A 25,412-nucleotide genomic window follows, 5' to 3' on the forward strand; every position below is an offset into this window, starting at 1 on the left:
GCTGCTTGATCACTTCTTTCATTCGGTATTCAATAGCGCATCATTGTTTTCATTTAAGTTTATAAACTATACTTAAATGATAAAAATAAAAGTTTTAATTCCAAATACATGATTATAAAACTGAAATAATTTGTTTATAGGTTTATATTATATCCTTAATGAAAGCGATGTCAACATAAAAGCATACACAATAATTGGATAATAAGCTTTGAATACAATGAAGCGGTTTGGTGCAGGACAATTTAATAATGTACGAAGATGAACTAAGAAGAGCAACTAGATAGATAATTGAATGCAAATTCTTTGAAGCGTAGATCGTCGTATAACACAGCATTCATGCGGCGGTCCGACTTCGTCAACCCTTGATCGCCAGAGGAATTTCGGGAAAGTGGAATCAGGCAGACAACCCTGCACTGGCTAAGTCCGTACGACCCGGCGCGTACGGGCCTTAAGCCATTGAGAGTTCATGAGTACAGAGAAGTCATAAGAATTCCCCGCAAAATAATAATTAAAAACAACAATTACCTCAATAAAAACCAAATTTATACTTTACCGGTATTCTGACATAGACAGGCTCATATATAAGAACAACGCAGTTATTATTACCAACTGGGAAATAGAACATCTGCTTGGTGTGGTAGGGTTCGAAACAAGGACACTTCGGTATAAGGATGAGATATCTGATTAGTATGTGGCGGATACAACAGGTCTACTCCACTTCGTTATGAAGTGGGGTCACCGTTTCGGTTCGTTTTTTGCGCCGGGAGAAAATATAAAGCGGTGCGATTCCCACCCATTCATATGATTCGGATACCCCAGACAGTTCGGTTAGATTGTAGACAACGATAAATGGGAGTAGGCCGATGGCCAACACGGCATATAACAGTCCAAACATTAAGGATTTCCAGATCGATCCGGATTTGATCAACGTTTTCGCCTCGCTTTCATGACGAATGGGATGCCCGACAATCGGGAACGACGATCCCAATCATATCGTATTGCGATATAAATATGTGAAGGAGGTCCTATTCATGACTCATGAAAATCTGCCGAAAGCCGTGTACGAGCAGTTAGCTGAATTCAGGTACAGATTACGCAAGTTTATCCATTTCAGCGAAAATGCCGCTAGGAACATCGGGCTGACCCCTCAGCAACATCAGCTGATGCTTACGATACAGGGGTTCCCGGGCCGGGATTTTGTGACGATCGCCGAGGCGGCTGAAAAACTGCAAATCACGCACCATGCCTGTGTCGGCCTTGTCTCTCGGTGTGTCCATGTAGGATTGATTATCCGCCGGGTGAACTTGGAAGATGCTCGCAGTATTCACATTGCCTTAACAGAGAAAGGAATGGATTTTCTCAGGAAACTGTCTGCTGTGCATCTGATGCAGCTGGAGAGTCTTGATTTCAAGTTCCCTTAATACAGAGAAATGCAACCCTACAAAAGGAGCAACACAGCGTATCTACCGGAAAATAGGAAAATATCGTTATTCATCATTGATCATCGGTACACAAAAGCACCCTCAAGTTTTCAATTGCTTGAGGGTGCTTTTGTGTAGAAAGAGGTTTGATGTATTGGTTTTCAAATAATTGGATATTTTTATATATGAAAATCCTTAGTATAACTTATTGTTTATATATTTTCCAGATAGTAATCATTCATGATAGTATATCAATACTGAATCGATAGTAGGAAATCGATCTATCGCCGTTCATGCTGAAAATTGGATAATGATATTGACAGAGGGGGAGAAAAGTTGAGAAGCTGCCGCGGGCACTTTTTTAATATGTAAATGGTATTTAGAAATGGAGGGATCATCAGGCGTGACCGAAAAGCTAATCAGCAAAGAAGAGTGTGAAAAACTTTCAAAGAACAGATACGTTATTCGAATTAGCGAAAAATCAATCACGTACTCAGATGAGTTCAAGCGGCTGTTTATCGATCAGTATATGATGGGGAAAACACCTAAAGAGATTTTCGAGACGCATGGTTTTGATGTGAACATCATTGGTATAAATCGGGTAAAGCAAAGTGCGGGCCGTTGGAAGAAGACGAAGTCGGTATTATAAATGTTTTGAGCTCGAGAAGCAGCCATAAAACTTTTTCAAGCAGCTGTTTTGCCATTTGGCTTTGGTGCTGCCCTTCTTCTATGAAGTTGTGAAAATCACCCCAATTCCTTGTGATTCCCCATTTGTTACTTGTAATAAAGCTTCAAGTGCCATTTCATTCATTAATTTATAAGTTTTCCTTCAGGCAAACGAAAACCCCGATTACCTGCATACTCCGCAATGCATCCATCACCCACCTTTTCCAAATATCAACTTTCTCGAAACTAAACGTTTGGGAGGGGGGATGAGCTCCCCTCTATAGCTCAAGAATCAACAGCGCCTCGCTAAGCCGCAGCCTGGAGATCATCTACCGCTCGGACCGATATTTGAGCCAAGCCGCCAAAATTTTCATGGAACGAATTCAAACCTATTTTCAATCTCAGGAGTGAGTATACGGTGTCTATACGGATTAAATTATTGCTGTCTTATACGGGGATGCTGGTCATCAGCTTGCTCGTATTTATCCTGACCGCCAGTCTGTTCACCATCGCGGCTACGGGCGATATTCACAGCTTTCGGGATTTCTATAATGTCCATTATCAGCTCAATCCGTTGACCGAGCAGGAAGAGTCCATATTTCTGGAACTCAAATATCTTGCAAAAAACGAGCCGGATCAGCTTCAGAATAACCAACTTTTGCAGGACTACGACTTCAAGCTTAAAACGGTCCGTGCCGGTCTATATGTGCGCCGTGAAGACTCCCAGGTATTCGAGTCGCATACGTTTAACCAGCCCGAACTCAGGCAGCATCTGCCTCTTTATGATTTGAACAACAATCAGATCCGCAGCACGTTTAATATCGGGGAGAGGTTTTATGCTTATGCCAAGTTCGATTTCCTGTATTCCGATGGTGAGAAAGGGAGCGTCTTTGTCATTCGCGAACGAAGTCCATTTGGCGAAGTAACGCGCAGATTGTTTCCGATTATTATTCTTGTTCTCATCGGTCTAATCGTCATTGCGAATATGCTTTTATACCGTTGGATCACCAGGAGCGTCGTTAAACCGCTTCATTTGCTGCGAAACTCAGCTGAGCATATTCAGGAGGGCAACCTTCAGTTCTCGCTTGATCTGGATTCCAGGGACGAAATCGGTCAACTGAACGAGGCATTCGAGAATATGCGGCAAAGGCTTCAGGAGTCTGTCCAGCTCAGACTGCAGGATGAAGAGAATCGGAAGGAATTGATTTCGAACATCTCACATGATTTGCGAACGCCAATCACGAACATCAAAGGTTACATTGAAGGCATACGTGATGGGGTCGCAGACACGCCGGAGAAGATGGACAAGTATGTAAACATTATTTATTCCAAAGCCGCCGATTTGGATAAACTCGTTGACGAGCTGTTCCTTTATTCGAAACTTGATCTAAGACAGGTTCCGTTTATGTATGAGCATGTCGATATTGTTAATTTCCTGGACGATTGCATTGACGAATTGCACTATGTCATGGAGGAAAAGGCTATTGAGCTTAAGTGGGACAAACGCCCTCATCAAAGCCTCCAGGTCATTGCTGATCTTGAAAAATTAAAACGTACCGTACTCAATATCATTGAAAATGCCCAAAATTTTATGGATAAACAGTACAAATTCATTCATGTCTCTGTGCAAACTACCGCAACATGGGTCACAGTCGAAATCAAGGACAATGGAATGGGAATCTCACGTGAGGATATGCCGCATATTTTCGAACGTTTATACCGTGCAGAACGGTCTCGCAATTCAGCGACGGGCGGGAGCGGGCTGGGACTTGCGATCGCCAGTCAGATCATCGCAGAACATGGCGGTCGTATTTGGGCGGAAAGTGAACCGGGAGCCGGTACGAGCCTATTTTTCACCCTGAAACGAACAACAAGCCTATAAAGGAGGGATAATAAGCATGACGACGCGCATTCTCATCATTGAAGACGAAACGACAATTGCCCAGCTGGAGCGGGATTATTTTGAACTGAACAGTTTTAGTGTTGATTTATGCCATTCAGGAACTGAAGGGTTGGAGCTTGCTCTTCACAGCGACTACGATCTTGTGATCATCGACCTGCAGCTTCCCGGCATGAACGGCTTTGACTTATGCAGCCAAATCAGACAGGCCAAGGAAGTTCCGATTCTGATCGTTTCGGCAAAAAAAGAAGAAATCGATAAAATCCGTGCATTTAATCTTGGCGCTGACGATTACATTACGAAGCCCTTTAGTCCCAGCGAACTGGTTGCCCGGGCCAAAGCTCATCTGACGAGATACGAACGGCTTTTGGCAAGGCAGCAGCATGCACAGAAATCCGAGATCCAGATCCGCGGCCTGGTCATTGATCAAACTGCCCGGAGGGTGCATGTACGCAATCAAGAGGTGATCTTTACGACACGAGAATTCAATCTGCTGAAATTTTTGGCAAGCCATCCGAACCGCGTCTTCAGCAAAAACGAACTTTTCGAGCGGATCTGGGGCATGGATTCGAGCGGAGATATCGCGACGGTCACCGTTCATGTCCGCAAGCTGCGGGAAAAAATCGAAATTGATCCCTCCAATCCGCAGTACATCGAGACAGTATGGGGTGCAGGCTACCGCTTCACCGTCTGATATTTTTAGGAATTGTTAATATAATTTTTCGAATCTTTTTATCCCTTGTTTCTTGGGAGTTTAGGAGTCTCCTTTATTATAGAGTTATGACAAACAACGAACTTGCTCGTTGATCATTAAGGAGGATAACACCTATGAATAAATATTCTACGAAATTGGCAGCATTCATGCTTGTGGCGGCGCTGGGAGCAACGGCCCTTCCATTTAATGCGCTGCATGCGGAGGCTGCTTCCGTAAAACTTTCTGCAGAAGAGATCCAGCAGGCGGTAAGCTCGCTCACTCAGCTTCATGTCATGCAAGGTTATGAAAACGGCTCGATGGCCGTTCAAAATCAGATTACCCGTGCAGAATTGGCAAAAATGATCGTTACGACCTTCAACCTACAGGGCAAAGCCCAAACGACTGCAAGCATCACCGATATTCATCCGCAGGCATGGTATTATCATTACGCCGCCGAGGTGGTAGGACAAGATATTATGCAGGCAAAAGACGGACGTTTTGATCCGCGTGGCACGGTGTCGGATGCCGAGCTGGTACAAATCACAGCCAAAGCGCTTCATCTCGACGTAAAATCCGTGAATTCCTGGGCGGAACACTTTTATGTCGAAGGAGGCAAAGCAACACGCGGTCAAGTGGCATATCTGCTGAACACGGCATATCAAGCGATTCTTTCACCAAATGTTAGGATCACACAAGGTCAGGAAATGGCTGACATTCTTAGCAGCACAGATTGGCAAGGTACAAGAGTATACGACAAAGATAACAACGACTTGACCAATGAAAATGCAAACTTCATCGGTCTGGCGAAATATGATGTAAAATCAGGAAGATATGAATTCTTCGATGCTAAAACTGGTGAAAGTCGTGGCGATAGAGGGACATTCTTTATTACGAATGACGGGGAAAAGAGAATATTAATTTCAGAATCAATGAATTATCAAGCTGTTGTTGACATGACAATACTAAATAAAAATGTTTTCACATATAAAAGAATGGGGAAAGATGCTCAGGGCAACGATGTAGAGGTATTTGTCGAACATGTTCCATATCAAGGAAAAAAGCTTGCTTTTACTGATTCGGACAAGCAGTTGAATGCTACTACAGGAGATATTAATAAAACCGTTGATGGAGATCAAATTTTAGGCAGCACCCTTTGGCACGGAACAAAGGTATTGGATGAGAAAGGCAATGATGTAACAGAGTATAATTCCAATTTTATAAGTCTGGCAAAATTTGACGACAAGTCTAATAAATATGAGTTTTTCAATGTTAAAACAGGCGAAAGCCGTGGTGATTATGGTTACTTCGATATTGTACACGAAAATAAAATAAGAGCCCATGTTTCCATTGGAAAAAACAAGTATGGTATCGCCGTTGAACTTACAGAGCTTAATCATAATAAATTTACGTATAAAAGAACGGGTAAAGACAAAGACGGCAAAGATATAACCGTATTCGTTGAACATGAGCCTTATGAAGGTAATTTCAATCCAACATTCACTTTTTAAAAACATCGATTACGATGAACTTGTAGATCGTGACAAGACGAAAACAGCCTGGAATGTTCTAGGCTGTTTTTTTCTATCCTATTAACAAACAACAAAAAAATTACCGAAAAAAGATTACGCTAATGGGTAACGATGGTTCATAACAGACATTTAAAGACAGCCGATCAAAAAGACCGGCTGTCTTTTTTAAACGAATGGGCAGTGTATCATGAAAAATGGGTTATTATGGAATTAGTATTTTACGGAAATTAATTGGTGAGGGGGGAACCTAAGCGCAGAAGAGGAACATAAAACAAAGACATGGCTTATGGACCGACAATAGGAGCTGCATGAGGAACGGCTTTTTGGTTTCATGTTTGATAATAATTTATATACATTAGAAAAAGAGTGTATTTATAGGGGAGAGTAGCTAATTATGAGGAGATTCTACTCATTTGTACTTATTATGATTATTTTGTTTTTATCGGCTTGTCAATCTTCAGAACAATTAAAGCCAATAAAAGAAGAAACAATTGATTTCGACATAAACACTGCCATTGAAATGGTTGAGAAGAAAGAAAAAATGATCATTGATTTAGCGTTGAGAGAAAAGGTGTCAAAACTGGAGTATGGGGAATTAGAGAAATCTTTTACCGAAGAGTTTGGGGACCATGTTAAGGATATTCTATCTATATTATTTATCAATAATATGGATTCCGATCCCGAGTCAGATATGTATGTACAACAGAATACACTCTACCCAACTGTCTTTCATAAAGGAATAAGTATAACAAATGCGGTCATTTATAAAAGTTACTTCGAGAATGAGTTTTTTAATCAAACCAGATTAAGCATTAAGGAAGAATATGTTGGTGATGACGAGAAGTTAAAGGATTGGAAAAGAGAATACATTTTTACTCCAAACAAAAATGGAAAGTGGGAATTAAATGGATTTTCTGGCGTGATGAATTTTTCAGGAGAAGATTATAACATGAACTATTTAGAGTTGAAGATACCACCAGGAAATTCAAAATAGTTATTCAAATATCATCGCCAGTGAAATGTCATTCATTATGGAAGGAAAAAGACAAGCGGATATCATAAATATAATTGGACTTGATCTTACTATAAAAGTATACTAGTTTTAACAAAATGCTGATAATGATAATCGTTATCAGCATTTTGTTTTGTTATTCATACATACAAAGGGAGATGGTTACTGTGAATGCAATAGAACCACTACATAAAAACAACGGCTCAATTTCCGCGGGTCGCATGCATAAGACTGATTTACAGGATATCAAAGCATTTATGGAAAGCCATTATGATGAACCGGTATCCATTGGACAATTAGCGAAGATGGTCAATATTAGCCCCAAATATTTCGTGGATTTATTCAAAAAAACATTCGGTCAAAGCGCGATGGAATATTTAACGGACGTGCGCATTCGTCACGCCAAGCGGTATTTGGCCGAATCAGATGAGCGACTGAGGGATATTGCGAAGAAGGTAGGATACAAGGATGAGTTTTATTTTAGCCGCAAATTCAAAAAGGAAGTGGGTATGTCCCCTACCGATTTTGCGAAAAATACTACGAAACGCCTCGCAGCATGTTCCTCCCCTGCCATCGGCCATTTGCTTGCGCTTAACATCATTCCGGAGGCCGCACCTCTTGATCCTAAATGGAGTCCGTATTATTACAACCTCTACAGCAATAAAATTAAATCACATCTTACTCTCACTAACCCTTATCACAAAATAGCGTTTGACATCAATCTGAACAAGCTTAGCCAAGCGCGACCCGATGTTATCATCGGGTCGGATCACCTTCAGATCGGAGAGATCAGCAGGCTGAATTCGATTGCTCCGGTTCATTGCATGTCAGTCAAAAAAGGTTGGAGAGATCAACTGCTTGATATTGCTAATTATTTAGACAAAGAAAACAACGCAAGGCAATGGATTCGCAATTATGAAAGCAAAGTTCAATTTGCGAGGAATCAAATTGAAAATGTGCTGGGCGACGATCGTATTATGGTATTAAGGATTTACCAGACACAACTGTTCGTATATCAGAATCGAGGTTTGGAGGAGGTATTGTACGAGGATTTGAATCTCCAAGCAGCTTGCAGCTGAGAGCTGCAAAGCCAATTGTCTATTACACTACAAGAACTGCAGGAGCTAAACGCAGATCGGATTATGTTGATTGTATGCCCGGAGGCTACAACGCGTAAATACTGGCTGACATTGCAGCATTCTGCCGGGTGGAAGCAGCTTCAGGCCGTGCAGAACGGTCATGTATATATGATCAGCGCCGATCCTTGGTTTGAGTATTCATCTGTAGCGATTGCACGGATGCTGGACGAAGCCTTGCTTTTATTTACAGGATATTGTCCAAATGAATATCTGGATTATGGCTATGGTGAATCTTTGACTAAATAAGTTATACTCAAAGTCGATTGAGAATCATTATCATTCAAGGAGGATATATCATGTTAAGACTTTGGGCCAAAAGGGATAAAGGATTGAAGACTCTGTTTTCGATTCTATTGAGTTGTGTAATACTAGGGGGCTTGCTGGCCGGATGCGGCTCCAAGACTGAGGAGGGGTATGCCGCGTCCGAACAGAAAAATCCGATTGGAGAAGACAAAGCATCTGCCGAAGGCACCAAAGGGAACAGCGTTGAAGCGATCGAAGAGCGGATCGTAACGGATGAGCTTGGTCACAAGGTCAAGCTACCCGCTACACCTAAGAACGTAATTGCCCCATATTTGGAAGAATCTCTGTTGAAGTTGGGTATAGTTCCTGTTGCGCGATATTCCAACGTTCATGATGGACATGTTGACTGGCTGAGCGAACTGGACGATGTACCGGTTCTTGATTTTGCATCAGGCATGCCTTCGCCAGAGGCGGTCATGTCATATGAACCTGACATTATTATTTTGCATACGGAGACTTTCGCTGCAAACGGAGCCTATGAAAGTTATGCGAAGATTGCGCCGACCTACGTTTTCAAAAATGCTTCCGGGAATACCGAGAAGTCGCTTAAGACGATTGGGGAACTGCTAGGCAAGTCTGCCGAAGCTGATACGGCATTGCAGGCCTATCGAGAAAAAATTAAGGACGCCAAGGTGAAGCTGAGTAAGATTACAGAGAATAAAAAGGTTGCGATTATACGCTTCGCTCCCAAAGGGGTCAATTTGATGGGTGGGAACTATTTGGCCGGGTATCTGCTTCATAAGGAACTGGGACTAGGCAAAACAACACTGATCGGGGATGCGAACAGTGCAAATCTTTCGTTGGAGATTCTTCCTCAAATAGATGCCGACTATATATTCGCCATCAATCAAGGGGGAGACCGTGTGATGATGGATAGTCCGATTTGGAAAAGCATGCCTGCCGTCAGCAGGGACATGTTTATGAAGTCGACAACGGCTATTGGCTTGGAAGCGGTTTGATTGCTTATGAAAAAATCATCGACGATGTAGTACGGTTTTTGACGAATTAGGAGGTTATTTATGGAACAGACGATACCAACTCAAACGCTTACCTACTATTCGCGCCGCAAGGTGGATATTCCGAATACAGAGCAATGGACAATTCAATCACACCTCGAGCGGCGCACCTATCGGATCATGGCTGCACGTCCTGTAGGAGATCCCCCGCCAGACGGCTATCCGGTTATCTATTTGCTGGACGGCAATTCCGTGTTCGGCACGATGGTTGAAGCGCTGCGATTGCAGTGCCGCAGGCCGGATAAGTCGGGGGTCATGCCTGCGATTGTCGTCGGGATTGGATATGAGACGAACGATCCGTATCCACCGGAACGATTTTACGACCTCACACCTATACCGTCCAAGGAATTCCGGAAGCTCTCCGCTGGAGTGCCGGAACCCGAGCAAGGCGGAGCGGAGGCTTTCCTACAATTTATCGAAAAAGAACTGAAGCCGCAAATCGAAAGCGAATTCCCGATTGACCGCAGGCGGCAGACGCTGTTCGGGCATTCTCTTGGCGGTCTGTTTACTTTGTATGCGCTTTTCAGCAAGCCTGAATCCTTTCAGTATTACATTGCGGGCAGCCCGTCCCTGCACTGGAATCAAGAATATATGTTGGAGCTGGAGCGGAATTTTGTCGCCCAGGCCAAAGAGAAACCTGTTCATGCGAGGGTGCTCTTCGGCGTAGGAGAACTGGAAAAATCACATGAATGCCGCAATAGTGATCGTGCGCGGTCGTTGACGGAACGATTGACAGATATCCCGGTGGACATTGGCGTGAAGGCGGAATACAAAGAATTCGAGAATGAAGGCCATGTGTCTGTACTTCCGATTCTGGTCAGCCGTGCGCTGAGATTTGTTCTGAATCCAGATCATCAAGACTGAATGTAGTGATGAAATATTTGGGGATCGAGGAGAAGTCGCCCTCATCACAGGTGCGGCCTATGGCATAGGGGAGGCGACCCTTTCAATTAGCGAAATAATGAGCTCATTATGAATCACATTTATTATCTTTGCTGTTCGCAGAAATCAGCAAAGATGGAGAGTGCTGAGAACATTAGCTTATAAACACAGGACTTGATCAAGGAGACCAATACACACTAGATAGGTGTGCATCATAGGTCTCTTTTTTTGTCCGAGAACAGGAGGGTACTCAAATGAAAAGTATAATAGTAAAAAAGCTCTTCGAACTTACACAGAATACTATTTGCACTCACCTGGATCAGAGCAATGCGGGTATCGTCTTTATCTTTCGGAAGAAGCGACCATCGATACTTTTGTTGGTGACGGGACTGAGTGGCATTGGGCATTTAATCATTCACCTAACGGGCAGGATTGCTCAATACAATCACAGAATACCTAATATCGGATTTAATGTTAGGAGGGTGGAAAATGGAATTCATATTTATTCGGCACGGTCATGGAGAACATCTCAACGATTATCCAAATCAGTTGAATACCCCGCATCCCAGTCTTACAGAGTACGGCAAATTTCAAGTAACACAGCTACGTAATGAAATTAATATTGATCCTGATGATTTAGTTCTTGTGAGTCCAACTAAACGTACAATTGAGACGGCAACGATTATAAAAAATAGTATGGACTTCATTATTTCTCCATTTGTTGGTCCGAGAATGTTTCCTCAGAACCCCGAACTTCCTTTTTTAGCATGTGATCACATCCTTTCTAATACTGAAATCACAAATCTGTATGGAGATACTGAAATTCTTGATTTCAAATTGGATTGCTGGAAAGAAGGGATTAATAGGATCGAACAAGATATTTTTGAAGGATATGCTAAGCGGTTATTAGATTGGATCGGGGAAAGCTATAATAAAATATTCTTTATTTCACATGATGGCACGATAACGAATTATCGGATATTGCTTGGAGAAAAAGGATTGACCCGAAAAGATTTTCTCGGTGAGGCTGGGGTATATCGAATGAAGTTGTAGTCTGTTGGTCGCTAAGCTAACGGGAAACGATAGTTGAATACTACACATTGTTGAGCAGTCTGTCACAGCCTGCTCAGTTTATTTAGCTAAGGGGCATAATAATGGAATCATACTCAAAAATAATACCGGACCAATCCTTACTGTAAGGCAGCCGTTTTTTATATACTGTGCTGGTAAGAAGCATGAATAGCAGATATTTACTTCGAGCATAGTAAAGACGAACTCTACTCAGAAAGGGATGTCATTCTACATGAATGTTCAAAGAGCACAAGAAATTGCGTCCTCTCCCGTAATGGCGAATGTGCTGTGTGATGGGATACCGATCTATATACAGCATGTGCATGAGCAGAGTGAGACGGTGCGCATCTATGCGCTGAATAAACCTGAAGAAGAGTGGGAAGTTCCACTGTACTCGTTAACAGAAGAAGAACTGACATTGTAATAAGAAGGGAGGAGAAGCCCAGAATGGAAAAAAATAAACAGAAAGAAATCGAGGCGGATCGTTTGAATTTTCATGACGAGACCGATGACGTGGTCGGACGGGAACCTGCCACGACGAATGTCGACGATGCCGTCGCTGCGATGACCTCACATATCAATAAATACGACGTCCCGGATGAGTTAGAGGAAAAGTAATAAAAGGGAAGCGCGCACAGATTAACCTGCTGCGTGCTTTTCACATGTGAAGAATGATGACGTCATACTATCATGCTTCAACCCCAAAATATAAAAAACATGGTTGCGATTCAGGGTGAAATCAAGAAACCGGCGGTGGCCGGTTTCTTTTCTTTTTGATTAGAAGGCACTTTTTTTCTATTGCCTTCCGAATGGTAACGAGTGCAAGGCCTTTGTACAGGCCGAGCTTACTAGGCTGCGCCCTCAACCTGTATAAAGCTAAGTAGACACTGCGAAGTCGAGAGGCACAAAACTTTTTTTCTTCGAGGGAGAAGAGCACACTGAAAAGAAAAAATCAAGTTTTTGTTATGTATAATTACGATCGGGAGTGCAGTTCATCATCGCTCTTTTTTTATGATTGTTTCAATTGTTTAAGCATGACAGTCCAAATTCTTAGACCGGTCACCCACAGCGTCAGAGCAGAACTGAACCCGATAAAAGTAGATGTCGCAATCAGAGATACATTGTTAACAGTAGCATTCATTGGTAAAAAGAAAGTAATAACGCCTAAAATACAGAGAGTTATACCTGTACCATAATAAAAATTTTCTCGAAACAATCGAGCTAAAGGAAAAAAGTGGATACCAACAATAATTGCCATGATAGGAAAAAAGATTTCAAAATAATTAATCATGTTACAAATTATACTTGCGATGAAGATAGCAAGCCCTTCCAGACCAAAGACCAAACCAAATTTTCGATTTATGTTTCTCCTCTGTTCCCTCTCTTCTGGTGTAGCAGCATGGTTCATATTACGAGCTTTACCAAAAAGTGATATCGCTCCGCTAAGTAAGATTATTGTCACAATGCCTGAAAGAACAAGTAACCAAGGATCTCCAAGTCCATGTGAACCAATAATACCAATGGAAGCCCAAAGAGCCCCAAAAAAAGTCATGAACATCACACCATTTGCAGCACCAAAGACAGCAGCTTTCGGTAATTTTACTATACTCATTATTTCCAGACTCCTATATCGAATTTTATATTTTTATTTATCTAACCATCCTTCCTCCTTATTGTCTAGTTTTTTATTTGGTTCGGTTCCATTCATTGATATGGAACACCATTAATTCGTTCGAAATATACAGCCCACTCCTAATAGTCTTATTTGCAGCTGACTGAACGAAATAACGTTCGGTTTGCCGTCTTTTTTTGGAGACAATTTGTTTGCAATTAGGTGAAGCTTTGGAGACATCTTTACTTTATATTTGGAAAAGTCAGCGATAATCGTTTCAATTCTTTTTACAAGGATTGGCAAGAGGGCTTCCCGGAGGGTTGAAGACAATTCCAAGAGATAAGCAAGTGTAAACTTCAGAGACTTAACATCCTTATCTCGCAAGATAAACTTCCGCTAAATGCGGTCTGTCTTCTGAGAAAGTACGTCGATAGACCTTTTTCATATTTCTATTGGCTGCCCACGCTGCGTAAGGAAGTTAAAGGTAAAGAAAGGTGAGTCGTTGATGAAGAAAATAGGCTGGATATGGATTTGTCTAATTCTCTGTCTCTCCGCCTGCAGCGGAGCTCAGGGAAACAAAGGCGAAATGGCAATGAAAGGAGCGACAGCTGAGCAAGACGGAAATAAGAAAGAAAATGTGGATTCAAAAGGACATGTGAAGCTCGTGTTCTCGACTTTTTATCTGAGCAATCACATGCAGACGGCTGTGAAGAAGTATGAAAAGCTGCATCCCAATATCGAGATTGAGCTGCACGCTACACCATCTGAAGGTAAGGATCTCGATGAGGTATATGCAAATATTGAAAAATTCGTTACCTCCTCCAATACAGCCATCTTGGCCGGCAAAGGTCCCGACCTGATTGAGCTTGATATGCTCCCGGCAAATAAATATGTAAACCGTCATCTGCTTGTGAATCTAAGCGACATGATGGAGAAGGATTCATCGATTCAGACAAAAGATTATTTCACCAACATCTTGGACAACTCTAAGATTGGCGGGGGACTTTACGGGATGCCACTTTATTTCTCCCTTGCCGGTTTGATCGGCGATGAGGATGCCCTCGAAAAAAGCGGAGTCAAGATCAATGATAGCAGTTGGACATGGAGCGATTTTGCGGATATTGCCAAGCAATTGACACAGAAAGGCAAGTACAAGAATGTGCTCATTAGCGAACCGAATTATATGCTGAGCGAGATGGTCGCTGAAAACTACCCCCAGCTCGTCACAGTAGAAAACGGGAAAGCTAATTTCGATTCAGCGCGCTTTGCCGGGTTAATGCAGCAGATCAAAACGATGTTTGATGACGGCTTGCTTTACGACTTGGTTACGGATGGCGGTGGCAGAGGCAGCGAAGCTGCCAGGAATGTGAAAGCTTATTTTAACGAAGAAACCATCGGTTCTCTCCGAGAGTATCTCTTGAACAACTTCGCCGAGCATACCAAGCTGTATACCAAACCGCATCCGCAAGATGTGGGGGCTGGAGGTTATTTTAAAAACTTCGGAATGATCGGGATTAACACAAGCTCGCCTCATAAGAAAGAAGCCTGGGATTTTATCAAATTTCTGATAGAGGATGAGGCGCAGTCTTATACCGATGTGTATGATCAAAGCCCTGGTTTTCCAATTAACAGAATCGCCTACGAAAAACAGCTGAAGCAGCTTAAAGACGAAGGAACGATTCACGAGGCTGATCTTCCCGCGGTCAAGGTTGACAATGCATCGCTGGACCAATTGGACGCCTATATTACGGGAGCCGTTCATTCCACCGAGAAACTGTCCAAGATTGATGAGATCATTTCCAATGATTCAAAGTCTTTCTTCAGCGGACAGAAATCAGCGGACAATGTCGCTAAACAAGTTCAGAACAAGATCAATCTATATCTCAACGAATGAATCGATGAGGAGAATCGTATATGAAGAAAATCGGGTCAGGATTATTGGTTAGCTATTTTATAGCCTTCACTTTAACCGCTTGCAGCGGTGGCAGCCCAAAAGGGGAATAATCTGCCCCGTCCGTTAAAGCTGATTGACCCTCCGCATGGAGCATGTGCTGCCAATCGGAAGAATTTCATCGGGAATCGCCGGAATTCCAGCGGAAGAGAGCGAAACTCATTTGATGGTCGACAACGAAAATAATTTGCATATAAAATGCGAATGGAAGACAATTACAAAACTTGAGGGCCATGCTTTTTAAGCCGATGCCCGGTAAAACATCCCCGGTATCTCCCTTGGAGAAATCGGGGATGTTTGTATTTTTTTCATGCCCTTACAAGGAGGTGCGCAGCAGGCGACGGCTGATAAGAGCATTTTGTGGAACCGCTATCATTTAATGCCCGTTCTTGACTGAACGAAAAATGGGCAACCCAAAACATACGATAATGAAGGATATTAATGAAGAAGAAATGGCTGAAAACTCCGGCTTTACACGCGCTTGTGCGTATTGAGTGTTGTTCTAAAATTTAGCGGGGCCACTTGGTTCAGTTATTTCAGAATTGGCTTGACCTTAACATGATGTAATGGATTAGAATATCAGTTATTAGACATGGAAGGAGAGGGTCTTATTCATATTAGTGAATTATCCCGTAAGACAGGAGCAAGTCTTCGTTCTTTACGATATTATGAAGAAAAATCCCTATTGAAACCTGCTCGTCTAGAAAATGGTTATCGTGAATATGATGAATCCCAAATTGAGCAAGTAAGAATTATTAAACTGTATTTTAGTCTTGGTCTCACTATTAAGGAGATTGCCGATTTCTTTCACTGTACGATTAGTCGAGAAATTCAACGTCAGTGCTTACCGATTGCCATAGATGTCGGTGAAAGGAAGCTTGAAGAAATCAAAAAACAAATAGAGACTTTAAGAAAAGCAGAATCTCATTTGGAAGAGAGTCTATCAAGTTGGAGAGATGTTTTACGCAAAGGAGAGGAACAAAACGAATAGTCTAATGGATCAAGGAAATCCCCGAATTGCATTAGTCACAGGAGCCAACCGCGGTATAGGAAGGGAAATTGCATATCAGTTGGCTTTAAAAGGGTTAAAAGTATTGATTGGTTGCAGAGACGAAGATAAAGGGCGACATATTGTTGATGACTTGCGCCAAGAAGGATTAGCAGTTGAGTTACAAGTTGTTGATGTAAATGATACAGAAAGCGTCAGAAAAATGGCAGAGTCAGTAAAAAATCAATATGGTCGTCTAGATATATTGGTAAACAATGCGGGTGTTCTACTTGATCACGGGGTTTCTGTGTTGGATATTGAAGAGAACGTAATAAAAGAGACATTTGAAACGAATTATTTTGGGGCATTACGAATGATTCAAGCCACTGTTCCCTTGATGAAAGAAAATAGATATGGACGCATCGTCAATCTCTCATCAGGATTAGGAGCTTTTGAAGTACTTAAGGGATTATTAAAACTTAAAGGATCATCACCTGCTTATCGTATCTCTAAGACTATGCTCAATGCCTTGACATGTTTAGTAGCACAAGATGTTGCTGAAATGGGTATAAAAGTTAACGCCGCCTGTCCTGGTAGAGTTCAAACGGATATGGGAAGAGCAACTGCTTCCAAATCAGTTGTAGAAGGAGTCCCTGCTCCAGTAACGGTTGCTGAAGGAGCAGATACGGCTGTCTGGTTGGCTACTCTGGATGAAGAGGGTCCCAATGGGGGGTTCTTTCGAGATCGTAAGCCTGCCAATTGGTAGAAGCGTTTAAATTATATTGAAGCAATGGAGTCAAAAGTTCAACACCGGAGATCTGGACAATTGGACCTCGAGTATCCATTCCTTCAAAAGTATTTTGTAAAAGGAATCATACTGGGTTCCGTGAAAGAATAGTACAAAACCCCGCAGTTATACGATACTGCGGGGTTTTCCCTGTTCCGATCATCTGTTTAATTATCGGTAAGCTTGCGGTGTAAAGCTCTCCACTGACTTGGCGTTATGCCGGTCACCTTTTTGAATACCGTACTGAAATATTGGCTCGTCTTAAACTCAAGATCTATAGCAAGGCGGGTAATGGGAATATCGGTATGGGTTAACAGCTGAGCAGCGTATTCGACGCGTGTACGCTCCACGAATGATGAAGGCGATTGGCCAAAGGTCTGACGGAACAATCGGTAGAAATGAGATTCGCTTACACCAATCGCCGAAGCGATGTCCCGGTTGTTCCAATGCTTCTCAGGGTTTCTTTGAATGTTCTCCGTAATGGAATGCAAGGCAGCATGCAAGTCTTCAGGAATATGCAGATCAGGAGAAGGCTCGGTCATATTAAGAATAAGATCAAGCACAAGGTGCCTGACCTTCAGCTTAAGCCATGGCTGCTCTTCCATTTGAATAGCCTGCTGCAGCCTTCGGAAGCTTAGTTTCAGCTGGGCATTGGTCCGCAGGATTCTTGGCAGGCTCCTTAATTTATCTAAGACAGCATCGGTCTCACTCTCGCATAGACCAAGCCAAGAGGAGTTCGCCAAAGGCTTCCTGATAATCATCCACCAGATCGAGGAGGGCTCCATATAATCCATACGTGCCCGGTGAGTTTCATTCGGAAGGGTATGAAACATCTCGCCGGCCCTTGTTTCATAATATTGTCCATTAACCTCCCAAGTGACTTTCCCGCTTTCTGTCAGCACAAATTCATAGGCTCCGTCATGCTCATGATGAGACAATTTCAATGCCTCCGTAAAATGATCATAGCCAAGCATAAGGAGTTCGGGAACTTGAATGACATTTGTTAATGGGCGACCTGTTTCTGCTTCGTATTCCCATCTTCCCATTCTGTTTTTCCTGGTTGTCATTGACCAATCTCCTTGTATCAAATCATTCGGATGTATAAAATCCTATTCGATAGTTTTCGGAAAGTCAAAGCCTAATACAACTGGTATCTTAAAGAGGCGGAACAATTACAATTGATGAGGTGGAATTATAATGGGTTTTATTCCTTATGAAGTAACCGAACAAGATAAACAGGATTTTGAACGTGATGGCTATTGGATCAGTCCTAAGCTTATCGATGACGAGACCATTGAAAAGCTTAGACAGGCGCATGAACGGATTTGGTCATCCGATTTCGACGGTGATGGCTATCCAATGTATGACATTCGTATTCCGGAGAATAAATTGGCTCTGCGCAAGCTTGATAACGGCTGGTGGATTAATGATGAGGTCTGCAAAATTGTAACCAGCCCGGAACTGGGCTGTATGTCTGCAGAGTTGATTGGAGAATCGTCCATCAGGCTGTGGCATGATCAGGTTATTTACAAACCAAGCGCTGCCGGTCAGGAAACCATGCTGGGAAATGTAGGCTGGCATCAAGATTATGGTTTTTGGAGATGCAGCAGCACAACCAATATGGTAACGGTCTGGATTGCCTTGCAGGATACCGATCTGGGAAACGGAGGAATGAGAACAATACTAGGTTCTCACAAGTGGGGCGTTGTTGAAGGCAGCGATACTTTTTTTGATCAGGATTTGGATGGTCTTAAACAGAAATTCACCAAAGGAGAATGGAAAGATGAGCCGTGTATTCTGAAAGCAGGCCAGGCAAGTTTCCACCATAGTCTGACGTTCCATGGCTCGGGTCCTAATCTGTCCGAGCATCCGCGGCTTTCCATTGTCGCGCATTTGATGCCTGGCGATACCGTGTATAAAAAGGGTAGAGGAAGACACGATAATGTCCGGTTGCTAGGCCCGCAACCTCATGACGGCCAGCCCTTTAATAATCAATACTTCCCATTGCTGTACTGCAAATAAACGCTCCAATTGTGGAAAAGTAGAATTGCCCATACGGTGAGACTGGCTATGACTAATTGCGACGAAAATGATAAAATGGCAGCAGAACAATATCTCAGGGAATTAAAGACACTCTCGATAATTAAATAAAAAACAACATACAAAAACAGCTTCTTATTACTGGGAGTTGTTTTTTGATTTCCTAAAAGGTAAAAGTATTCTAAAGCTTACAATAAACTAAAAGCGGGAAGGTTTGTGTCATTTATGTAGGCACGTTTGTGTCATTAGTCAGATATCGAGGGACAAGTACATAGTCCCGTTGAAAGTCGCTATTTGTTTTATCGGTACAAGTTCTTGTCCCGAGGTAGAGCTAACATTGAGAATAAAGAATTTGTCCATTCGGCTAGCTTCTGCAGCCATTTCTTTTGGAATCATACAATAAAGTATTAGACCGTGAAAATAAAGTTGTAGACTGACCTCAGGTATTAAACTAAAGGACAGTATAGTTCGATTATAATAAAATATTCTCAGGTTACCTTTTGATTATTTTGATACTATTGAAGCAATAGGGGAAACGGGGATGTCATTTAACTTTTCCCTTTATGGTTTCCTAGATCATATTTCCACAAGGAGGCGTTTTGTAATGAAAACAACTTTCAATCTTGGGCAAACTATTGAGGGATTAGACGCATAATTGCCCTTAAACTGCGGACTTCCCTACTTGAAACGGGGAACTATGTTGAAAAAATATGCTTTACAGCAGTTTGATTATCATGTATGGGCAAACCGGCAGGTTTGCAACCATTTACAGAATCTTCCTGATGAGGTATGCCGAAAGAAAATCGCTAGCGTTTTTCCAACCATCTACGACACTATAGTCCATATTTATGTTATCGATCGAGGCTGGTTGTCTTTCTTAACTGGAGGCGGCATCTCCGAGATGTCAGAAGAGTACATTGATAACTTGAAGAACACCATTGAGATCATAGTGGCAGAAACCCATGGTAAGAGTATTGAAGAACTGGGTCATATGCAAGATGAGTTGGCTGTTAGATTCCAGTCATTCATCGGGCAACATGAGGACATCGAAGTTGTATATCCCTCAGGAACATTTAATGCCAGATGCGTGGACTATATCCAACATATGGTGAACCACGGAACTTATCATCGTGGCAACGTAACTGCGATGCTCAGGCAATTAGGGTATGCCGGAACACCCACAGACTATGCCTATTATTTGTATAACTTAAGCCATTAGATCGTTGCTAGATGTATAGTTCAAATTACTTTTAAAGCTAACTATGACGGATACAAAGTGAGTGGGTTTCATGCTGTTAGTCATTCATTGAATTAACGAAGAACAATCGCTTATAAACTAAAACGCGGCTGCCGGCATGGATCGGCTGCCGTGCTGCGCTAACGGTGTAGGATACTGGTATTGGTTATAGGGTATATAATTTACAAATTACTAAATTAAAAATTATAGGGACGATAATTGAATATTATCACCAGATTGCACCACTGAATATCATAAAATGCACCACCAAAAACCATATATTACACCAGATCGATATGTGAACCTGACGAAATCATGAATTACGTCAGGTTCTTTCTGCATTCTGGCTCTTGTTAATTCAAAGCAATCCAAGCAAACATAAAGGTGTTTGATGTTTTGTATTTTTGTAAAAGGAAAGGTCGAGGAGCGAGGCTCAGCCATGGATGGAGATTAGCAAGGATTAATTGAACTAACGGGACACGTTAGCACAATAAAGACAAGCTGATTGTTGGTCATAACGATCAGCTAACGCTGATGGTAGGTTCAACTATAGTTATTCTATTATTGACTGAATCGAGATTAACGGTTGCGCCAATCGGCAAAGCGGCTTTATAAAATCCATGACCTGTGGCAAGGTTCATTATCATCGGTTTACCGAGAGGTACAACAAATTCGTTGATTAAATCCTCATAGGATTTACCATAAGCCGCCTGGCAGCCTGAGCACTCCCCCATAATTATGCCGATGCAGTCACGAAATTTTCCGGCAAGCTTCAAATGATTCAAGTACCTGTAGATGGTATTGGTAGGTTCATGTGTTTCTTCAAGAACGAGAATTTTACCCCTTGTATCGATTTCGAAAGGCGTGCCCAACGTATCAACAAAGGATGTCAGATTACCACCCACGAGTTGTCCAGTAACGTTGCCCGGAACACGGCTTATCAGCGGCATCCCTGGCGGATTCAAGATTGTCCGGGTTAATGAATATACGGATGTCGCGAAAAAAAACTGATCGAAATTATAAGCAGGCGTTTCGGATTTGAAGTCAATAAGCAGCAGACTATGGAATGTTATTAAATCCACATATTGATGCAGTGCGTTTAATAGTACCGTCATATCGCTGTAACCTGTAACGATTTTTGGATTATTTCGGATCACAGTAAAATCAATGTAAGGAAGAATTCCGGCCACTCCTGTACCGCCTCTAGTAGGTAGTATCATTTTAACCCGCTCGTCTTGAAACATCATCATCAAATCAGAAGCCCGCTGCTCGTCTGTTCCGGCAAGAAACCCGTTTTGCGCATATACATATTGACCCAATACAACATTGAACTCCATTGCCCTCAAAATTTCGATACGTGCATTAATTACGTCTGCAGCGAGTGGGCTGCCCAAGGTAACGACTCCAACGGTATCACCCCTCTGCAAGATTGGCGGACTTATCGGCATATGCTTATCTTCCTTCCTGAAAATAGAAGAAGCCATTGTGATACCATATCTTTAGAGTATATTAATGAATTTTATTAACATTCCTCGTTGGGGAACAGTTATGTAATATAAGAAACTGATCAGTTCACATAACATCAGGCACTGTTTTTATAAAGTGACTCGAATTCAGCAACAGAGTCGAGCTGGTTAAAAGATACACCTTCTGTTTTAAGGTAATTTTCCAATAGGCAAACGTCCTTTTCCGCCGCGCACAAAATTCAAGATAGCCCATCTTGTACATCAATAGTAACGAAGAAAGCTGTTTCGTAATGTCCTTTTAGCACGCGGTTCGGCACGTAAGGAAGTATAAGAAGCAGCAAAGTTAGAAGTCATAACCACAGAAAGTGGCTATGACTTCTTTGAATTTTTTAGAGAGTCAAATAAAGGTACTTCTTTATTAAGCTGTCTTTCCCTTTTGCTTAATAAGCGGCTCAACGAGCCTAAATTTAATATCTTCTGGCAATCCGCCGACAAGATAATCTGGATTTTTGATATTGATTTGTCAAGAGTCAATCATAGACATGTTGAGGGTCTTTTACCGTTAATTAGCCATGAGATGGCATTTCCTTTCAACAATTACAGCTTGACAGATTCCCCTCTGAGCGCTAGGATATTTTTAGACTTGCAAGTCAGTTTTTTCTGTGATTTGTTTTATTCTAATTTGCAGTGAAAGGTTGATCCTATTTGAGTAAAGATAGAATTATTAAAGCTGCCATTGAGGTGTTTTCTGAGAATGAATATCACCTTGCAAACATGGATGAAATTGCCCTGCGTGCGCAGGTAGCCAAAGGCACCCTCTACTATAATTTCCCTGGTAAGTCCCAGTTGTTTAAACTGGTTGTCAAGAGAACTTTTGAACAATTTATTCAGCGGATTGAGGCTGATCTACAATCTTCCATCCCGCTCAAGGATAAAATTCAACAAACGATTCGTCACCATCTTGATTTGTTTCTGGAATCGCGCCATTTGTCACATATTGTTTTTAATGATATTTCCACCGGGTTTGAGGAAGACGTTCTGGATGAATTAAAGCTGCTCAGACAGGAGCATCTCAACTTCTTAGCAAAGATTCTGGAAGAAGGAAAGTGCGATGAAAATTATCTCCGTGATCTTGACTCGAATTTGGCTGCAGTCGGCATAATAGGTACGCTGGAGAGCACTTCAAAGTACTATCTTAGCCATCAGAATGAATATTCCCGCGATGATTTGGAACGTCAAGTTTTTACGATGATTACCATGAGCCTGTTTACTTCGATCGAATAGTACCATTTACTTTTTCAGGTTCGTAGAACGGAAATATTAGTTCAAAAATGAAAATGAAAAAAACTTCTACAATTCTGTTGCCTCGGATTACTTGAATTGAGGTTATAAAGGAAAGGATTAGGGGGGACAAATCATGTTCTTCTTATAAGAGGTGAAAATTATAGCTCATGCTGTACCGGGACGACCATCAGAGATATGAAGATGTTAAATAATACAAATAGGAGTACAAAGACTTTGAACATAAATAGTAAATCCTCAAATCATAATCCTTGGAACTTTTTCATGTTGGTTTTCATCCTTGCGATTCCTTTCTGGTTAATCGGAATGGCAGCTGAACATTGGCAACAAAAAATTCCGATAAATCTTCCTTTTAGTGCACTTATGTTTGTTTGCCCTATGATCGCGGCTTTCATCCTCGTCTTTAGGACTCATGGATCAGATGGCATCAAAAAACTATTGAAGAAGTCATTTCATCTGAGAATGAAGTACAAGATTTGGTTTGTCCCACTCTTCCTCCTGATGCCTGTCATTACGATCTGTACATATGGATTCATGAAATTAATGGGAGAACCGCTCCCTAACTTGCACTTTTCCATCCTGACGGCACTGACTTTCTTTGTGGTGTTTTTCATTGCAGCCATATGTGAGGAGATCGGTTGGCAGGGCTATGTTTACGACATGCTGGAAAAACGGTCGCCCGCATTGGGGGCTAGCATCGTTCTTGGGGTTACTTGGCAGTTGTGGCATGTCGTTCCCCATGTTCAAAACCATCATTCGCCTGCATGGATCCTTTGGCAGTGCGCGGGTTCCGTTTTATTGCGGATACTGATTGTTTGGTTTTATAAAAATATGGGCAAAAGTGTACTGGCGGGTGCTATATTTCATGCTATGAATAATGTTTGTTCCTTTTTGCTTCCCAATTACGATTCCAGTTACGTTACATTCTCCCTCTTTATCATGACGGCATTGGCAGCTATAATCATTACATTTTTATGGGGTTCTAAAACGTTGACTCGTTATAGATTCAAACACGCTAGCTAAAGTATTTTAATGAAAATAATCAAGAGTTTTGAAAAAGAGAGAAGCGCGTTCAAAAAATGTGCGTGCGTAGTGAAAAATGGAACAATTCAATGACCAAGAGCGAGCATTTACTACGAGGTACGTGGATCGGACCCTTTACTTCTTTTGATCCGTGAAGGAGGGGGAGTTGCCGACAAGTTCCTCTACTTCGCCAATGATCTTGCTGATCACGGTTGTTACTTACGAACACATTTGTGTCATTAGTTGTCGAGGGACAAAACATAGTCCCATTGAAAGTCGCTATTCTAGCGGCTTTTTTGTTTTATCGGTAAGTTGTTAAGCTACTATACAGTTTAGCGCAACAAAACCATATCGTTTGAAGAAGATTCATTCGATATTCCTTCAAAAAGGAAAGGCAAGTTTTCCGGATGGAAAATTTGAAAGAAAATATAAAGAAGATAGAACCTGATTTTCAGGTTACAAAAATAGATGAACATATTTATCATATGGTAATGCAAGATCCTTTTATGGCAGATTGTTGTTCATTCTTCTCTTCCATAGAGGAGTTTATGGAGCATGGAATTGGATTCGTAATCATAAAGGATAACCAACTTGTTGCAGGTGCTTCTTCTTATACATTCCATGAAGGATGTATTGAAGTTACTATTGGGACACATGCTCAGTATAGGCGTTAAGGTCTAGCACTAGCTTGTGCAATCCAAACTGGGATGCAGCCAATTTAGAATCTGTTTCGCTTGCTGAAAAGTTGGGATACCAATTGGAAAGAGAATACGAAGTATATTCTATCTAATCATTCATATTATTCATAAAACTAAAGGGAAACGTTAGTTAAAAGTCGATGCAGCTACCAACTTTAATGTCACTGAACATTCATCTGTCAGGAAGAGATATGGGATAAAGCCAGAAGGGGGACGTGATCTTCTTGGCTTTTTTTGGTTCTGCCAGGAGATAGTTTTAAGCCTCTCTCCCGATGAAAGTGTTAAGATGTTATACATCATTAATATTCATTGGAAGAAAATATTAATGAAACATTCGGATGATGATTTGGTAATTCGACTACATAGACGGTCAGAAACAGCAAAAATGATAACAATGATTAATCGTGACCCATTTCATATGTTAACGGTTGAAGTTTGAGCTAATCCCTCCAAGGCCAGGTTATAATTCAGCGCTTCGATGCTCCAGACATCTTATAATCGTTTGGCAGCTGGCCCAATTCCTTGAGCTCACCGTGCGATCTGACAGGACAGAACAACTTTTCTTCCACGCTTTCTGCCGCTGCTCGCCTTCGCGCAATTCATAGACTTTAAATCGAAGACATAAAAAACCGAACCTTTTTTTCACTGAGCGACAATATAGGGTGTAAGCTGCTT

25 protein-coding genes and 3 pseudogenes are annotated in these 25,412 nt (G+C 41.8%); 24 read left to right on the forward strand and 4 right to left on the reverse strand.

The window, feature by feature from the left end; genetic code table 11:
- Positions 1-709: 709 nt before the first annotated feature.
- Positions 710-928, reverse strand: coding sequence for a hypothetical protein (locus E6W40_RS11350; protein ID WP_136605568.1), 219 nt, complete (start codon positions 926-928; stop codon positions 710-712).
- 103 nt (positions 929-1,031) lie between these two features.
- Here E6W40_RS11350 and E6W40_RS11355 point away from each other — a divergent pair, with 103 nt between their 5' ends.
- The 14 genes and pseudogenes from E6W40_RS11355 to E6W40_RS29455 all read left to right on the forward strand — a co-directional run bounded on the left by E6W40_RS11355 (position 1,032) and on the right by E6W40_RS29455 (position 12,251).
- A complete protein-coding gene (locus tag E6W40_RS11355) occupies positions 1,032-1,421 on the forward strand; it encodes a MarR family winged helix-turn-helix transcriptional regulator (protein ID WP_136605569.1) in 390 nt (129 codons plus the stop codon).
- A 385-nt stretch (positions 1,422-1,806) separates the two neighbouring features.
- Positions 1,807-2,049: pseudogene (locus tag E6W40_RS11360) on the forward strand (HTH domain-containing protein); the annotation flags it as partial.
- Between the two features lie 456 nt (positions 2,050-2,505).
- Positions 2,506-3,969 carry a sensor histidine kinase gene (locus tag E6W40_RS11365; protein WP_136605571.1) on the forward strand — a complete coding sequence of 488 codons (1,464 nt, stop codon included), beginning with the start codon at positions 2,506-2,508 and terminating at the stop codon, positions 3,967-3,969.
- Between the two features lie 16 nt (positions 3,970-3,985).
- Positions 3,986-4,681 carry a response regulator transcription factor gene (locus tag E6W40_RS11370; RefSeq protein ID WP_136605572.1) on the forward strand — a complete coding sequence of 232 codons (696 nt, stop codon included), beginning with the start codon at positions 3,986-3,988 and terminating at the stop codon, positions 4,679-4,681.
- A 167-nt stretch (positions 4,682-4,848) separates the two neighbouring features.
- A pseudogene (locus E6W40_RS30280) lies at positions 4,849-5,025 on the forward strand (S-layer homology domain-containing protein); the annotation flags it as partial.
- A 231-nt stretch (positions 5,026-5,256) separates the two neighbouring features.
- Complete coding sequence (locus E6W40_RS29730) at positions 5,257-6,189, forward strand: DUF4822 domain-containing protein (protein ID WP_246073074.1); 933 nt, start codon at positions 5,257-5,259, stop codon at positions 6,187-6,189.
- Positions 6,190-6,604: 415 nt separating this feature from the next.
- Positions 6,605-7,204 (forward strand): hypothetical protein, encoded by a 600-nt coding sequence (locus E6W40_RS11385; RefSeq protein WP_136605573.1) that lies wholly within the window; start codon positions 6,605-6,607, stop codon positions 7,202-7,204.
- 185 nt (positions 7,205-7,389) lie between these two features.
- The gene (locus E6W40_RS11390) at positions 7,390-8,301 is read left to right on the forward strand and encodes a helix-turn-helix domain-containing protein (protein ID WP_342774691.1); all 912 of its coding nucleotides are present in this window, start codon (positions 7,390-7,392) and stop codon (positions 8,299-8,301) included.
- Positions 8,302-8,316: 15 nt separating this feature from the next.
- A complete protein-coding gene (locus tag E6W40_RS30355) occupies positions 8,317-8,607 on the forward strand; it encodes a substrate-binding domain-containing protein (protein ID WP_342774692.1) in 291 nt (96 codons plus the stop codon).
- Positions 8,608-8,657: 50 nt separating this feature from the next.
- A complete protein-coding gene (locus E6W40_RS11395; protein WP_342774693.1) occupies positions 8,658-9,623 on the forward strand; it encodes an ABC transporter substrate-binding protein in 966 nt (321 codons plus the stop codon).
- Between the two features lie 60 nt (positions 9,624-9,683).
- A complete protein-coding gene (locus tag E6W40_RS11400; protein WP_136605574.1) occupies positions 9,684-10,544 on the forward strand; it encodes an alpha/beta hydrolase in 861 nt (286 codons plus the stop codon).
- Between the two features lie 507 nt (positions 10,545-11,051).
- Positions 11,052-11,615 (forward strand): phosphoglycerate mutase family protein, encoded by a 564-nt coding sequence (locus E6W40_RS11405; RefSeq protein ID WP_136605575.1) that lies wholly within the window; start codon positions 11,052-11,054, stop codon positions 11,613-11,615.
- A 250-nt stretch (positions 11,616-11,865) separates the two neighbouring features.
- Positions 11,866-12,057 carry an H-type small acid-soluble spore protein gene (locus E6W40_RS11410; RefSeq protein WP_136605576.1) on the forward strand — a complete coding sequence of 64 codons (192 nt, stop codon included), beginning with the start codon at positions 11,866-11,868 and terminating at the stop codon, positions 12,055-12,057.
- A gap of 23 nt (positions 12,058-12,080) precedes the next feature.
- Entirely contained in the window at positions 12,081-12,251 is a 171-nt protein-coding gene (locus E6W40_RS29455; protein WP_168928891.1) for a hypothetical protein, read from the forward strand.
- Positions 12,252-12,642: 391 nt separating this feature from the next.
- Here E6W40_RS29455 and E6W40_RS11415 read toward each other — a convergent pair whose 3' ends face one another.
- Positions 12,643-13,245 (reverse strand): hypothetical protein, encoded by a 603-nt coding sequence (locus E6W40_RS11415; RefSeq protein WP_136605577.1) that lies wholly within the window; start codon positions 13,243-13,245, stop codon positions 12,643-12,645.
- A gap of 505 nt (positions 13,246-13,750) precedes the next feature.
- Between E6W40_RS11415 and E6W40_RS11420 the strand changes: the two genes are divergently transcribed.
- The 3 genes from E6W40_RS11420 to E6W40_RS11430 all read left to right on the forward strand — a co-directional run bounded on the left by E6W40_RS11420 (position 13,751) and on the right by E6W40_RS11430 (position 16,950).
- The gene (locus tag E6W40_RS11420; RefSeq protein ID WP_136605578.1) at positions 13,751-15,139 is read left to right on the forward strand and encodes an ABC transporter substrate-binding protein; all 1,389 of its coding nucleotides are present in this window, start codon (positions 13,751-13,753) and stop codon (positions 15,137-15,139) included.
- Positions 15,140-15,788: 649 nt separating this feature from the next.
- Positions 15,789-16,187 carry a MerR family transcriptional regulator gene (locus tag E6W40_RS11425; RefSeq protein WP_211146997.1) on the forward strand — a complete coding sequence of 133 codons (399 nt, stop codon included), beginning with the start codon at positions 15,789-15,791 and terminating at the stop codon, positions 16,185-16,187.
- A 4-nt stretch (positions 16,188-16,191) separates the two neighbouring features.
- Positions 16,192-16,950 carry an SDR family oxidoreductase gene (locus E6W40_RS11430; protein WP_136605579.1) on the forward strand — a complete coding sequence of 253 codons (759 nt, stop codon included), beginning with the start codon at positions 16,192-16,194 and terminating at the stop codon, positions 16,948-16,950.
- A 188-nt stretch (positions 16,951-17,138) separates the two neighbouring features.
- Here the strand turns inward: E6W40_RS11430 and E6W40_RS11435 are convergent, their stop codons facing one another.
- Entirely contained in the window at positions 17,139-18,038 is a 900-nt protein-coding gene (locus E6W40_RS11435; protein ID WP_136605580.1) for an AraC family transcriptional regulator, read from the reverse strand.
- Between the two features lie 130 nt (positions 18,039-18,168).
- Between E6W40_RS11435 and E6W40_RS11440 the strand changes: the two genes are divergently transcribed.
- Complete coding sequence (locus E6W40_RS11440; protein ID WP_136605581.1) at positions 18,169-18,993, forward strand: phytanoyl-CoA dioxygenase family protein; 825 nt, start codon at positions 18,169-18,171, stop codon at positions 18,991-18,993.
- A 715-nt stretch (positions 18,994-19,708) separates the two neighbouring features.
- Positions 19,709-20,230: a DinB family protein gene (locus E6W40_RS11445; protein WP_246072964.1), complete on the forward strand. Its 522-nt coding sequence runs from the start codon at positions 19,709-19,711 to the stop codon at positions 20,228-20,230.
- Positions 20,231-20,769: 539 nt separating this feature from the next.
- Here the strand turns inward: E6W40_RS11445 and E6W40_RS11450 are convergent.
- Entirely contained in the window at positions 20,770-21,696 is a 927-nt protein-coding gene (locus E6W40_RS11450) for a S66 peptidase family protein (RefSeq protein WP_136605583.1), read from the reverse strand.
- Positions 21,697-22,419: 723 nt separating this feature from the next.
- Here E6W40_RS11450 and E6W40_RS11460 point away from each other — a divergent pair.
- The 5 genes and pseudogenes from E6W40_RS11460 to E6W40_RS30465 all read left to right on the forward strand — a co-directional run bounded on the left by E6W40_RS11460 (position 22,420) and on the right by E6W40_RS30465 (position 24,829).
- Positions 22,420-22,998 (forward strand): TetR/AcrR family transcriptional regulator, encoded by a 579-nt coding sequence (locus E6W40_RS11460; protein ID WP_136605584.1) that lies wholly within the window; start codon positions 22,420-22,422, stop codon positions 22,996-22,998.
- 234 nt (positions 22,999-23,232) lie between these two features.
- Positions 23,233-24,039: a CPBP family intramembrane glutamic endopeptidase gene (locus tag E6W40_RS11465; protein ID WP_168928892.1), complete on the forward strand. Its 807-nt coding sequence runs from the start codon at positions 23,233-23,235 to the stop codon at positions 24,037-24,039.
- 105 nt (positions 24,040-24,144) lie between these two features.
- Positions 24,145-24,246, forward strand: a pseudogene (locus E6W40_RS30005) (alpha/beta hydrolase); the annotation flags it as partial.
- A 161-nt stretch (positions 24,247-24,407) separates the two neighbouring features.
- A complete protein-coding gene (locus tag E6W40_RS11475) occupies positions 24,408-24,713 on the forward strand; it encodes a GNAT family N-acetyltransferase (RefSeq protein ID WP_281281478.1) in 306 nt (101 codons plus the stop codon).
- A 14-nt stretch (positions 24,714-24,727) separates the two neighbouring features.
- Entirely contained in the window at positions 24,728-24,829 is a 102-nt protein-coding gene (locus tag E6W40_RS30465; protein ID WP_136605587.1) for a GNAT family N-acetyltransferase, read from the forward strand.
- Positions 24,830-25,412 lie beyond the last annotated feature (583 nt).

It is taken from the genome of Paenibacillus dokdonensis (assembly GCF_004916975.1).
Taxonomy (GTDB): domain Bacteria; phylum Bacillota; class Bacilli; order Paenibacillales; family Paenibacillaceae; genus Paenibacillus_AQ; species Paenibacillus_AQ dokdonensis.